The sequence below is a fragment of the Bacteroidota bacterium genome, assembly GCA_016720935.1.
Taxonomy (GTDB): Bacteria; Bacteroidota; Bacteroidia; order AKYH767-A; family 2013-40CM-41-45; genus JADKJP01.
Genome location: JADKJP010000007.1, coordinates 389,168 through 403,047, shown reverse-complemented (window position 1 = coordinate 403,047; position 13,880 = coordinate 389,168). Strand labels below are relative to the sequence as shown.

Annotated in this window: 9 protein-coding genes; 6 read left to right on the top strand and 3 right to left on the bottom strand. The window is 40.0% G+C overall.

Annotated elements, in window-relative coordinates; translation table 11 throughout:
- Window positions 1-8 precede the first annotated feature (8 nt).
- Genes IPP86_15920 through IPP86_15905 form a run of 4 tightly spaced genes read left to right on the top strand, consistent with a single transcriptional unit; the run spans window position 9 to window position 6,514 of the window.
- Window positions 9-929 (top strand): hypothetical protein, encoded by a 921-nt coding sequence (locus IPP86_15920; protein ID MBL0139991.1) that lies wholly within the window; start codon window positions 9-11, stop codon window positions 927-929.
- A gap of 2 nt (window positions 930-931) precedes the next feature.
- On the top strand, window positions 932-1,579 hold the full coding sequence (locus IPP86_15915; GenBank protein ID MBL0139990.1) for a hypothetical protein: 648 nt from the start codon (window positions 932-934) through the stop codon (window positions 1,577-1,579).
- A 31-nt stretch (window positions 1,580-1,610) separates the two neighbouring features.
- Complete coding sequence (locus IPP86_15910) at window positions 1,611-4,025, top strand: VWA domain-containing protein (protein ID MBL0139989.1); 2,415 nt, start codon at window positions 1,611-1,613, stop codon at window positions 4,023-4,025.
- A gap of 29 nt (window positions 4,026-4,054) precedes the next feature.
- Window positions 4,055-6,514 (top strand): ATP-binding cassette domain-containing protein, encoded by a 2,460-nt coding sequence (locus tag IPP86_15905; protein ID MBL0139988.1) that lies wholly within the window; start codon window positions 4,055-4,057, stop codon window positions 6,512-6,514.
- Window positions 6,515-6,526: 12 nt separating this feature from the next.
- Here IPP86_15905 and IPP86_15900 read toward each other — a convergent pair whose 3' ends face one another.
- The 3 genes from IPP86_15900 to IPP86_15890 are packed head-to-tail and all read right to left on the bottom strand — an operon-like array spanning window position 6,527 to window position 11,240.
- Window positions 6,527-9,310, bottom strand: a complete 2,784-nt coding sequence (locus IPP86_15900) for a tetratricopeptide repeat protein (protein MBL0139987.1) — start codon at window positions 9,308-9,310, stop codon at window positions 6,527-6,529.
- Window positions 9,303-10,193, bottom strand: coding sequence for a hypothetical protein (locus IPP86_15895; GenBank protein ID MBL0139986.1), 891 nt, complete (start codon window positions 10,191-10,193; stop codon window positions 9,303-9,305). The genes IPP86_15900 and IPP86_15895 overlap by 8 nt, the downstream gene beginning before the upstream one ends.
- A 3-nt stretch (window positions 10,194-10,196) precedes the next feature.
- Entirely contained in the window at window positions 10,197-11,240 is a 1,044-nt protein-coding gene (locus tag IPP86_15890; protein ID MBL0139985.1) for a hypothetical protein, read from the bottom strand.
- 330 nt (window positions 11,241-11,570) lie between these two features.
- Here IPP86_15890 and IPP86_15885 point away from each other — a divergent pair, with 330 nt between their 5' ends.
- A complete protein-coding gene (locus tag IPP86_15885; protein MBL0139984.1) occupies window positions 11,571-13,058 on the top strand; it encodes a bifunctional UDP-3-O-[3-hydroxymyristoyl] N-acetylglucosamine deacetylase/3-hydroxyacyl-ACP dehydratase in 1,488 nt (495 codons plus the stop codon).
- A gap of 33 nt (window positions 13,059-13,091) precedes the next feature.
- Window positions 13,092-13,880, top strand: a complete 789-nt coding sequence (gene lpxA, locus IPP86_15880; GenBank protein ID MBL0139983.1) for an acyl-ACP--UDP-N-acetylglucosamine O-acyltransferase — start codon at window positions 13,092-13,094, stop codon at window positions 13,878-13,880.

Genomic DNA, 13,880 nt, shown 5'->3' with positions numbered 1-13,880 from the left:
TGATAGCTGTGGATAGAAGTGTACATTTTACTTTCGCGATTACTTGTCTTTTGGCCCTGGTATTGTTGGGTATGAAGATGAATGCGCCAAAACCATGTGTCGAGCCAGGAATAGTTTACAGCCCGGAATTTCCGAAGCTGGGTGATGCGGTTGTTTTCAAATCAACAGGCACTGACAGCAGTGGAGTTCATTGGGACTTCGGAGATGGAACAGAGGGGAAGGATGGAATTATATCTTCTCACAGTTATGACAAACCGGGAAAATATACGGTGATGGCAAAGACAGCTCAGGGATGTATGGCTGCAAAGGTGGTTACTATTCCTCCAAAAGAACCGGAAGCAAGATCCGTATTTCCTGTGATTAAAATTTCTTCTTCTACAGTTTATGTTGGTGATCGTGTTTTAATCGAAGACCAAACTCCGGGTTCGAATTCCTGGAATTGGAACCTTGGCGAGAATGACCAGGAATCTGTTAGTCAAAGGGTTTCTATTGCATATGCAACTCCAGGCAAAAAAGAGATTTCGCTTACAGTGAAAGGTGATGGAATCTTTGGATCAGGAAGTTCAGTAATTACGGTGCGCCCTAAACCTGGATTACCGGCACCACCACCGGCTCCGGTCAGACCATCTGTGAGTTATAAATACGACCCGATTTGGTCCCAAAAACTTAAAGATGCTGCAAATAGTAATAATCGCGAAAACGCTTTCCGACCGCTAGTTAAATTGTTTTGTAATAATCTTACTACCCATGTTAAATTGAATGTTGCTGTTCTTGATCCGCAGTCTTATTCATTTTATGACTTTAAAACAAAGTTAATCAATGATGAGCAGAGCAACTGGGTTGTAGACAGTGTATTTATTAAATGGAAAATAGAGTCTGGCGATCGATGTATGGATGATATTTATTTTATGATCAGTTCAAGAAAATAACCATGAAAAAATTTTTAAGAATTTTCGGAATATTGTTTTTGGTGTTGTCGGTGAATTCATTTGCACAAGTGAATACTGCCGGTAAGAGAACCTACAATTCTTTTGATTTCTATTACATGGATAATAACCATGGACCGGATGCCATTGGTCTTAACGATTCTTTGATTGAAAGGATGGCAATGGATATACGGAAGTTACTGAAGCAATCTGATCGCGGATTTATATTGTTTCGCAGCAATGGTGATCGGCCGCAGGTAACTTTCCGAAAAGAGGATGTATTCACTTTTGAATTTCGTGATGGAATCTTTGAACAAAATACAGCTATCCCCAACTTTCTGGAGGATAAAAAACGAATTCGTGAGGTACTGTATGATTCTGTTGGTGTAATTCAGGATAAAGTGAATTTCCACTTTTTACTTTCTGAAAATGCACTCAGAAGTTTGCAAACCGATCCCAATTCTATTCTCACAAATTTTGCGCGCGAATTTTCCGCGCTTTTTGCACAGAAGAATGCGGAAATTAATGTTTACTTATATTACAATAAAGAAATTACCTCCCTGAATGAAGCCTTGCTGTCTCAGTATTTAAATTTCTTCAATGGATCGACCTATGCAGAACGGAGAATCAATTTTACAATTGTTAAAAGTTAAACACTTGAATCAGAATAATTCAATATACAGGATGTCTGGTTTGCAAAACCGGAAAGTTATAAGTGCCTTCCTCATTCTTTTGCTTGGAATTCCATTTTTTGCGCTGGCTCAGGACCATGTAAAGGGAATGAAAGTGAAGCGCATGCCTAAAGATTATCTTGAGCCAACCGGGAAATTAGTGCCGGAAAATGCAAAAACTGCAGAGGGTGAGTATAGTTACTGGCGTGTTTATTCTGACCGAGATAATAACCAGACCTATAAAGATCCATATCTGAAAACACCTTTTAAGACATTGCAGTTTATGGATGCTTTTTTTGTCATCCAGGAACGCTGGAATGCTGTACGTATTGCTCGATACGATGGTACTTTAGGAGACAAGTATACCATTCAGCATGATTCCCTGGATTATGGTTGGATTGAAAAAAGTCGATTGCTGCTTTGGAAAAAATGCCTGATTGATACTGTGAAAACAAATTTTAATCTTAAAGGACTTGTTATCCGGAATTATAAAGTTTTTGAAAATCTGGAAGAGCTCAAAAGAATTTCTCAGGAAAAATTTCCTCTGTATGCTTCACCGGCTTTGAAGACAAGAACACAAAACGATATCAATCTTTTTGATTTCCTGTTTATTTACAAATACGAAAACGGAGCCTATCTCATTGGCAAACGTGAAGATATTTCTGTGATCAGTGCAAAGACAGATGTCTTGGGATGGGTGCCCGAAGTAAATCTGAGACCCTGGGGACAACGGTTATGTCTGGAGCCAAATTCAAAAACCGAGGCTGTTACTGAACGGAAAGCCGCAGGAGTTCAGGCAGGTTTGTTCGAGTCGGAAGAAAAGGCTCGTAAATATCAAAACGGAGAAAAAGTAAATCCTTTAAAATACCAGGATCCATATGAAAAAGGGATGCAGCTGTCTGAAAAAAGATTCCCGGTAATTGCTGATCAGAAGAATGGAATTCTCAAAACAGGGTTCATTACCGACGTATTGGATAAGAATGGAAAAGCTATTATCACAACGGATCAACAGGCAGACATAGAAAAGAAGTACAACCAGGCTCGTGATGATTACCGGGTTATCAATGTAGTGTTTGTGATTGATGGATCTGAAAAAGTTCAGCCTTACATGCAGAGTGTGATCAGTTCGATCCAAAACAGCATGAGTTTATTGAAATCCGATTCAAGAAATAAATTTAATTATGGAGCTGTTGTTTATCGAAATTACTCTTGTGAAAATGAGCAGATCGTTTCGCTTCAGGATCTTTCTTCCAACATCAGCACTGTAACGAACTTTCTTCAAAAACAAACTTCTACAGCTCTTCCTTGTTCCAAAGTGAAATCGGATGGTACTGCCATGTATTATGGTATTTCAAAAGCTGTAAAACTGTTCCGCAAAAAAGAACAAAATAATATTGTGATGGTGATTGGTTCAGGTGGAAATTACCTGGTTGATAAATACAATTTTGATGAAACAAATGTGAGTACGGCACTTGCAGACATGCAATGCAGCCTGGTGTCGTTCCAGGTACAGTATAATGGTGAAGATGAGCAACGCTTCGTTAGTCAGTCAAAAGAACTGATTAAACAATCCGCTAAGAAAATTCGTGATCGTCTGGACGATGTGAAGCTTACAAAAGTTTCTAAAGTTACCGGAATCAAATTTGAGAGCACTGACAAGCGCTTACAAAATGAGTTTTCTCTGGTATTCCCCGGAGGAGATAGTCCTGTACCGGGCAAACTGACAGCAGCTTCCCCAAACCGACCAAATTCTCCGTCCTATATTCAGGAACAGATTGAAGATATTATCACAAATCGAAATCAGGACAATGAAATGATCCTGAGTAAATGGGACGCCAAAGTGAAGGGAATAGGGGCGACCGCCATCAAGATGGATGAAGAATTGTACCTCTTGCTCAAGAACTCCAAAATTGATCCTTCTGCATTTCAAAAGCTGGATGTGAATACCAATTTCCAGATTTTTGTTGAAGCGTATGCTTCCGTAAAGCAGAACAAACTAAAGAAACAACTGTTTAATTTTGTTCTGTTTATGGATGATGATGATTTGTATGACCTGATCATCCAGTTTCGGAAACTCGGAAATGCTACAACTGAACAGGAGCTGAGAAAGAATCTGGTAGATTCATATAAACAATTGGCGATTTCTTACTACGGTTCCAGAGAGTCAAAGTCAGCCATCAACAAAAAATCCCTGGCTGAAATCATGGGATTGATTACCGGCTTGCCTTCGCGGAGTGAATTGTTTACGAAGTATACAATTTCTGATCTTGAGAGTTCCAGAACTGTAACTGTTCAGATTCTTAAGGATATTGCAGGAGAAATCAATGATATTAAAACTGATTTGGAGAGAATACGATCCCGTCATTCTTATTCTTTCACCAGTTATGATCAGACCTATTATTGGATTCCTGCTGAAGCTTTGCATTGAACAGCTGATTTATTGATCCGGATTTTGTCATGGAGGATTTTGTTTTTTATATCACGGATCTTTCCTGTTCCTACGACAGGACTACCCTGAATCGTGTATTGTATATTCGTGAGTTTGGTATACCAAGAGGGAAGCTTACTTTTTTATTAGGGCCTTCCGGTTCAGGGAAGAGTACGCTGCTGGAAACGCTTGGTCTGATGAATAACACTTTTGCAGGCGGCAAAGTGGTATTTAATCCGCGAATCGGTCATGAGCCCAATGCACTGGAATCAGTTTGGAAGCCGGAAAATTCCGCATTGCTGAACAACATTCGCAAAAATCATTACAGCTTTATTTTCCAGGAAAATAACCTGATGGAAAATTTTACCGCTTTTGAGAATATCTGTTTATCTCAAATGGTAAAAGCGGAAAGAAGTTTTTCGGAAGTTGTGAAGCCGGCTGAACTGATCCTGAACCGCGTCGGGTTAAGTTCAAAACAGGTCAATCAGTTTACTCTGGCTACAAATTTGTCTGGAGGTCAGCGTCAACGTTTGTCTTTTGTGAGAGCACTCAATGTGAATTCCAGTGTTTTGTTCTGTGACGAGCCGACCGGAAATCTGGATGAAGTGAATGCGCATGAGCTGATGGAAATTGTAAAGGGAGCTTGCGCGAATGACAAGTCAGCTATTGTCGTATCACATGACATCAATCTTGCATTGAAATACGCTGATCAGATCGCGGTGATAACAAAAGATCCGGGTGAAAACTACGGGGTAATTCATCCTGAAAATGTATTTCAACGCGGGCAATGGGAGAAACATTCTGAATCGGAAAGAAGTGCTTTCCGGGAAAAGATAAGGAATTTGTACTCCATAGAACGGAAGGAATCTGAATCAGAAATTTCACCGGCGAAAACCAAGTTGTCTGATAGAGGATTTTCAAGATTATTTATCCGGAATGAATTAAAAAGTCTGTACGGGAAAAATTATATAAATTATTTTATTCTTTTATTCTTAACAATTTTTTCTTTGCTTGTTTTGGGGTTTGCCAACGGGACCTTAAACTATATTGACATCAAGTTGAAGGATGCCTTTGTGAATTGGGTCACACTGAAAATTCCATATGCTCAATCCGGGGAACGATTCCTGGAAATAAAGGATATACTGAATGAGCCGGCCAATAAAAAAAGATTTCAATATGCGTCCGCGACTAGCTATCCGGAATATTTTCTACCTGTATTTGATAAAAATTCATTTGATAAAGTAAGAGTATTTTCAGAGAAGGGGAGAACCATCGAAAACGATATTCCTCCTGATCCAATGTTGAAGGACATACTGTCCAATGATAATTTGGTAACCGGGAATAATTTTACCGGCGTTGCTGATTTTGGGATTATTGTGACAAGTCAGTTTCTTTCTGCCTATCACTATTCCATAAATGACAGATTTATTTATATTGGATTTAAAAAATACAATGGAGAGCAAGATATTTTCGAAAGGGTTCCTGTTCCAATCCGTGCAGTTGTCCGTTCAATTCCGGGGAAGAATCTTTTCTTGACTACTAATTATTTCAAACAGGCAATGGATCAGGCGGAAGAAAACACTTTTGATCCTTTTGTCCATAAGAATAAAGTCTGTCTCTATTTATCTATTCCTGAAAATAGTATTCCGGAATTTACGAAAGATGCAAAAGCGGCGATTGCCGGACTGACCGACTTTTCAGACTGGAGTCCCGAAATGGATATTGTTTCGGACCATCTGGTCGATACGGGTCAGAGCAAAGTTGCTGAAATCCGTTTTTCGCCTGAGCCGGATAATGAAGTACTTGTCGCGCAATTTACCGGTAAGCTTATGAATACTCCGGTTTTAAAGAAGTGGTCTGACAAAGTTGTGCCTTTTTATGATTTGGCACAATTCAATGAAAATTTTCAAATTTTATCTGACGATATTTTATGCATTAATTTTAATGGAAGTCTTGACAGCATCCGTTCCTTTAAACAGTTTTTGGCAGAACTTAAGAAGGAAGGAGAAAAGGAAGTAATTGAACTGGATGATTCCGCGATTCGGGAAAAGGAGAATTTTAATTTCATGAGTAAAGTAACCATGATCATTAGCGTTGGATTACTTTTTTTCGCGGTGTTCTGTATTGCCCTTTTTATAATGAATGTTTTAAGGCTGCATTTATTGAAAGTCAAAATGAATCTTGGGACATTGAAGGCGTTCGGTTTAAATAATTATGAAACAAATCGTTTGTACTCCAGCATCATGATGCTGTTTGTCACACTTGTAATGGTCCCGGGTTTCATAATTGCATTCCTGGCAGGTAAGATAATTGACAGCTTTATCGGAGTGTATCTGGGCATGGATAAAAATTACAATTATTTTCAGATCACAGATGGGTTAATCCTGGTTGTGATCCTTGTTATTTTCCTTGTGTCCATGCTGGTAACAGGATTGGTAGCCAGAAAAATTCTGATGAAATCCCCGGGTGATCTGATTTACAATCGATGAAACATCCGTAACTCAGTGCAGGTATTGGTTGCAGATTGTATTGAATTCATTGTTCTTTAGCAATGAACCAAGCAGAGTATTGTTTTTAATTGCTTTTTTTGAAAATGATCCTGTCAGAAAAGCTTCTTTGAAAGCGTCCATCGCGTCGCTCATTTTGTTCTGCTGGTATAATGCGATCCCTTTATACAACAATGCATCCGGATTTTTCTGATCCATCTGAAGAATTTGATTGGAGCAGTCCAGAGCATGGACAGGGTCATTCAATTTCAAATAAGAATAGGCAAGATTTTTATTCAACAAAGGTTCTGATACATATGCTTTGTCAATTTTTTTAGCGCTTTTAAAATCTTCAATTGCCATCGGGTAATTTTCCTTGTGTACCAGACACATTCCTCTTAAGCGAAGAGCTTCAGCATCCATGCTGTTCTTTTGAAGATATTTATTCAGATCTGTGAGGGCAGGGTCGTAATCTTCCATCCTTACAAGGCATTGAGCACGGTGAAACAATGCTTCAGCCAGCTCCGGATTGTGGCCAAGAGCGTGATTGTAATCTTTGATGGCCTGCTTGTATTCGTTGAGGTCAAAATAAACATTCCCTCTGCCGACATTAAAATCAGGATCTTCTTCATCGCGATCAATTGCTTTTGCATAATAATCCAATGCCTGTTGCGGTTGATGCAGTTGGGAGTAAGCATTGCCTATATAAAAGTAAATTCTGGCTGAGTCCTTTTTGAAAGTCAGAGCTTCCGAAAAATAACTGATCGATTTTGCATATTCTTTTTCTTTGTAATAAGTGTGACCCAGATAAATTTTAGCGGGATAATAATTGTCTTTTATATCCAATGATTTAAAGAATGCAATTTTCGCGCTATCCAGTTGTTCATTTTCGTAATACGCAATTCCCAGCAGATAGAAGTTTTTATAATCTGTATTTTCGAGAATGGTAGAGGCACGATAATCGGCAATTGCTTTTCTCAAATCGCCCAATTTTAAATATGCATTCCCTCTGGCGATAAAGTAGTCGGGTTTGTTATCGTAAATCTGAATGGCGCAATTTAAAGGGGCTAATGAATTCTGTGGGTTCGTGTTTTCTTTTGCTCCAATGTAAAATTCATCCGCTTTTTGGATGATCACATTTTTCAGTTCAGGACTAAGACCTTGCGTGATTGCCAATTTAAAATAATTGCCAGCCCTGAGATACCTGTCTGATTTGCTATCCTTCATGGCAATCTGACCAAGGTAGTAGTTGGCTTCCGGATAGTTTTTTCTTTTCTCAATAGCGCGACCCAGATTCTTTTGAGCGATATCGTATTCATTTACCAGGTATTCCACTTCACCCAATTCGAAATAGGTAGTGGCATTTTCAGGATTAATCTGAAGAGCTGATTCATAATCCCGAACCGCCTTATCATAATCTTTGACTTCTTTTTGTGCTCTTGCACTTAAGATAAAATAGAAATCGTTTTTGGGGTCTTTGGATTTGAGGATTGAAAAATCACTCAAGGCTCCGGAACGGTCTTCATTCTGCAATTTAATATTAGCCCTGAGTTCGTATGCATCCAGATAATTTTCATCTAACTGAATTGCCTGGTTGAGATCTGCAATCGCTCTTTTGTAATTGTTCGAAGCGGCATAGGCTTTTGCTCTCCAGTAAAAATATTCGGGAGTGGAGTTGTTGTCAGACTGCAGATACATCGTACATTGATTGATGACCTGCTCCATTTGATTCCTGCTGTACAATCCCTGCAGGCCATCTGTTTTAGCAATGACGGGACTGATTTGTTTTTTTCTTGCCTCACCTTCCGGTGCTCTGTATTTAGCTTCCAGTAGAGATAGTTGGGAATACAAACTGTCAGCGACATGATATCTTCTAAATTTGAAAGCGTAATCAGCTTGTTGTGCCCAGAGATTTGATTTCTTCGCGTCACCTTCACGACGGTCAATTTCCTTCTGAAAATCTTTTAGTTTGAGTTTGTAAGCAATGTTGGAGGTGTCCAGACTGATCGCTCTGCTGATATTAATTTTCGCGTCTTCAAAGTAGCCCCGACTTGCAGCCAGATCCGCTTTGATTGCAAGATCGGAAGCTTTGCTTTTTCTCAATTCAAGATCACTTTTGATAAATTCACCGAGTACCTGTTTTGAGTCACAATCCATGGCCCCGGTAATATCTGTGACCTCATTTTGTAAATCACTTTCAAAAGCTCCAGGTTTAGCAAAGCTGATTGAGTTAATGGTGACAGTCCATTCATTTTTTCCATTCCCCGTTTTTCCGGTCGGTTCAACTTTTAATTCCGCGACCCGGGAAAATTTAGGATAGCTTTGTCCGGTTGGTTTGTATTTGCTCTTGTATTCGCAATCAAAATATACATTTACGTAATAATAACTCGTTTGTTTGAGATGTGTTGTTCGAATGTTGGAAAAGAAAATCGTGTTGTCTCCCTCTTCATTTCTGATGTAAGTTGAGTAGAGTTGATTCAGATAGTTTTTTACATATAAATTATCATTCCATTTACCACCGGTGATCAATTGAGGGTCGAGGTCATTCGAAATGATAACGGAGTCATTGTAAAATAATCTCGATTGTCCTTTGACAGCTGTTGCATAGGATTCATCAAAATCCAGTTTGGATGTACTCGCATCGGTGATAAAATTCATTCGTCTTTGTAAATCCTGAATTCTGTTTTCAGCACGATAACGAATGGTGACCGTGTCTTCACAGGTAATCAAAACTCCCTGGCCAAAAGTACTGACTGCGCTAAAAAATAAGATGATTAGAAAGTAGGTAGTCTTATTCATCTTGCAGAACATTTAGAAATTGATTTTTGTAAACAGGTTTAGAACGGTAATTGACTTTTAACAAATTGCTGATCAGCCAGCCTGAATTTTTGGAATTACGGTTGAAATATTCAACAACCATAATATAGCCCGGTAATTGAAGGAAGTGGTAGGAGATATGCTGGACATAATCAAAACGAATTGATTTTTCATTGACCAACTTCATCAACAATTGAATTTGTTCGGTCAGCGGTCCTTCATAAAGATAGTCTTTAAACTTAGGTGGATCTTCAAAAGCCTGGTAAAGGTTTATGAAATTTGTACCATGACTCATCGGATCCAGGAAAACAGTGGTTTGGTTATTCGGATCTCTCAGGTCCGATCCGCAAAGTCGCGGTACCGGTACATTTGACCCTGATTTTGGATATTTGAATTTCAGAAAATCCGCCATTGCACTTACGATGACCCATTTTTCAGAATGGTTGATCCCTTCTTCAACTTTTAATATCAGGTCAAGCTGTTTTGATTTTCCCTGATAAGTGACTTTGCATCGAACATGAGCATACCAGTCATTGTCATTGAAATGAATAAATCTTGGAGCACCCTTTTTTGTGACTGTTAAGGCGAAATTTTTTACAAGGCTTGTATCCCATTTCTGATTGCGATCAAAAAGGGATTTTACCATCGTGGAGCGGGGTGGGAGTTTGCCACGATAAATATTTCTGAGATTCGACAAGAATTCAGAGCTCGTATCTTTATTGAACCTGTCAATAAACTCATCGAGCACTTTAACTTCCAGTGCATGGTTTTCTTTCCAGCGTGTATCTTCGTAAAGACCTTGAGACCGAATCGAGAAAGGAAGTAAGAGAAAAGAGTAAAGAAGAAGTAATTTAATTTTAATCATTCACTAATTAGCGCTAGTTTCCTGTACAAGAACATCTACCAGGAACACATCCCAATAGTCCTGAGGAATTCCATTCTCAAATTTTTGCATTTTACGAACAATAACCTTGATGCTTTTCGTAGTGAGGTCTTCGTAAGCCGGAAGATCTTTCACGTAACCTTTGAATCTCTGTTTAAATGATACCCAACCGTAATAATTTCCATCAGGTCCTTTTTTGAGGTCTTTCACCATATAATAATCCGAAGTTTGGATCTCAACTTTTTCATACTGTAGCATGCGCAGACGATTCAGGTATTTACGAACTTTCAAAGGTTTTTGTGCTTCGGGCTGACGAACAGATGTAACACCTACCGTTGAATTTTCATTCAGAAATAAATCAAGTGCATTCAGGATGCTTGTTTGTGCGATGTCTTCAAGAGTTGTCTTGTCCGCAATGATACCAATGAGCTGACCGAATGATTTTGATTTGGAGAGCGCTTTATCTTTGAGTTCCGCTTTTGTAGTTTCGTCCAATTCAAAGGCTGAGTTATCAGCAGGCTTGCTCATTAAGTCTTCTTTTACTTCTCCAGCACCTGAACTTGCAGCCGGAGTTTCAGTATTGACAGTAGTATTCTCAACAGGAGGAGCAGTGTTTGATGAAGTGGAAGAATTATCAGTCCCGGCCGAACTATTTGCCGCAGGTTCAGAGGCAACTGTATAATCCACGGATATATCATATCGCGGTTTAACTGAGAAAACATCATTTCCTAAAAAGGTCTTTAAATCCCTGAGCTTTTTATTGGGAAACGACATGGTGAATTTATTCTCGTTGCCAAACATTGCTCTTTCAAGGTAATAGCGAACAGAATCGTATTCCTGGTTCTTTAGATCGTTGCAAACCCTTCTCAAACAGAAATAGTAGTCATCATTCGGATCCTGGTTGATGAAATCATCCATTTCTTCCGTTGAACATGTTGGCGCTTCCTGAGCCTGAGCAAATTGACCAAAAAACAGTAAAAGAAACAGAGCTGAGAAAAAGGTGAGTGGTGCGACTGTCTTAAATTTCATGGGAATCTTTCATTTTAGGCAATATTATTAATTATTATCTTAAGTCAAAAGAAAGTAGCGCTTTCTTAAATTGAAAGCTTGAAGATAATCTACCTCATGAAGTTGGAATTAGATTGAATAGTGGGATTCTCATTTTTTCAGGAGAATATTTCTCACAGAATGTGTTCCGGACTGTTAAACTAACAGGCTCCAATTTAGAAGTCTGAAGATGATTATTGCATGTATTGTTAGCGATCTGTTCAGCTTCTTAGGGGATATTTAATATTTATTTTTATTTTTGGCCAAAACCCCGGCATTTCGTTCCGGTCTTGTTTTCTGAAATTTTATAAAATGGCTGAAAATCAGACAGTTGTAGAGGCTTCCGTAGTTCAGAAAGGAAGTCCGGCACCATCTACTACCCCAGAAATCATTCGTCAGACGACAATTCTGCACCCGGTCACCGCATCGGGAGTTGGATTGCACACCGGCGCGAGTGTGAACCTTACTTTCAAACCGGCTCCTGAAAATCACGGTTATAAATTCCAGCGTATTGACCTTCCCGGTCAGCCGATTGTGGAAGCCGATGTGGACAATGTAACCGACACCGACCGTGGAACCACGATCAGTAAGAATGGAGCCCGTATCAGTACCATAGAACACGTTCTGGCCGCTTTGGCCGGGATGGAGATCGACAATGTGCTGATGGAAATTGACGGCCCGGAAGTTCCGATTATGGATGGCAGTTCAAAGCCTTTCATCGACATCCTTGAAAAGGCAGGCATCCAGGAACAAAAGGAAGAGCGTCGCTATTATATGTTGAGTGAAAATATCACTTACGAAGATCCTAAGAGAAAGACGGAGATGCTGGCTGTGCCGAGCGAAGATTTCCGGATCACTGTAATGGTTGATTACAACAGTGATTTACTGGGTACACAACACGCGACACTTTATAATATCGGGGAGTTTAAAAACGAAATCAGTGATTGTAGGACCTTTTGTTTCCTTCATGAACTTGAAATGTTACTCGATAATAACCTGATCAAAGGTGGTGATATCAATAACGCGATTGTTGTTGTCGATAAACCTGTTTCACAGGAAAGACTCGATCACCTCGCGAAAGTTTTCAATAAAGAAAGAGTTACTGCGGAAAGAGGATTTCTGAACAATGTGAAATTGCATTTTCAGAATGAACCTGCACGTCACAAACTACTTGACATCGTCGGAGATCTTGCACTCGTTGGGGCTCCTTTGAAAGGGCATATCCTTGCAGCTCGTCCGGGTCACGTAGCGAATGTGGAATTTGCGAGAAAGATTAAGGAGCTGATGAAACGTGATCGTTTCCGTGAAAAATCTCCTCGTGTTGATCTGAACGCGAAGCCATTGTTTGATGTGAACGGAATCATGAAATTCCTTCCACACCGTGCTCCGTTCTTATTTGTAGATAAAATTCTTGAACTCTCTGATCGCCATGTAGTAGGTGTGAAGAATGTAACCATGAACGAATGGTTCTTCCCCGGACACTTCCCCGGAGCACCTGTATTTCCAGGTGTGATCCAGATCGAAGCCATGGCACAGGTAGGAGGGATCCTTGTTCTGAATACCGTACCTGATCCGGAAAATTACCTGACCTATTTCATGAAAGTTGACAACACACGCTTCCGTGATATGGTTGTTCCCGGTGATACCATTGTTTTCCATCTTGAATTGATTACTCCTATTCGCAGAGGTATTTGTCACATGAGAGGCAAAGCTTATGTAGGAGATAAAATTGTCATGGAGTCAGAAATGATGGCGCAAATCGTGCGACGCGACAAGAAGAAAAGTAATGAAGCCAGCTGATTCAAGGCTGAATCCGAATCAGAAATTCCATCCATGAACAACAACCTCGTCGTTATACATCCGAACGCCCGCATTGGTAAGAATGTGAAGATAGATCCCTTCACCATGATCCATGATAATGTGGAGATTGGTGACGACACCTGGATCGGAAGCAATGTCACCATTTTTCCGGGCGCAAGGATTGGTAAGAATTGCAATATTTTCCCGGGAGCAGTGATCTCCGCTGTTCCACAGGATCTGAAATTTCATGGAGAAGAAACTACTGCCGTTATCGGTGATCATACAACGATCCGGGAATATGTAACCATCAACCGCGGTACACAGGCACTCGGAAAAACGGAAGTGGGAAGTCACAATTTGCTGATGGCTTATGTACACGTAGCTCACGATTGTGTCGTGGGGAATCATTGTATCCTTGCCAACGGTGCTACACTTGCAGGACACATCACTATCGACGATTTCGCCATCATCGGCGGTCTGTCAGCGATTCATCAGTTTGTTCAGATTGGCGCGCATGTGATGATTTCCGGTGGTTCACTCGTACGAAAAGATGTTCCTCCATTCGTTAAAGCCGCGCATGAGCCTTTGTCTTATGTCGGAATAAATTCCGTCGGACTTCGTCGCCGTGGATTCAGCAATGAAAAGATCGCGGAAATCCAGCAGATTTACAGGACGATTTTTGTAAAAGGATTCAGCAATTCACATGCGCTCGATGTTGTGCAAAATGAAATGGCAGCAACGCCTGAACGCGATCAGATCCTTGCTTTCATCCGCCAATCTACACGCGGAATCATGAAAGGTTATTCCAAAGACGAGGATTGA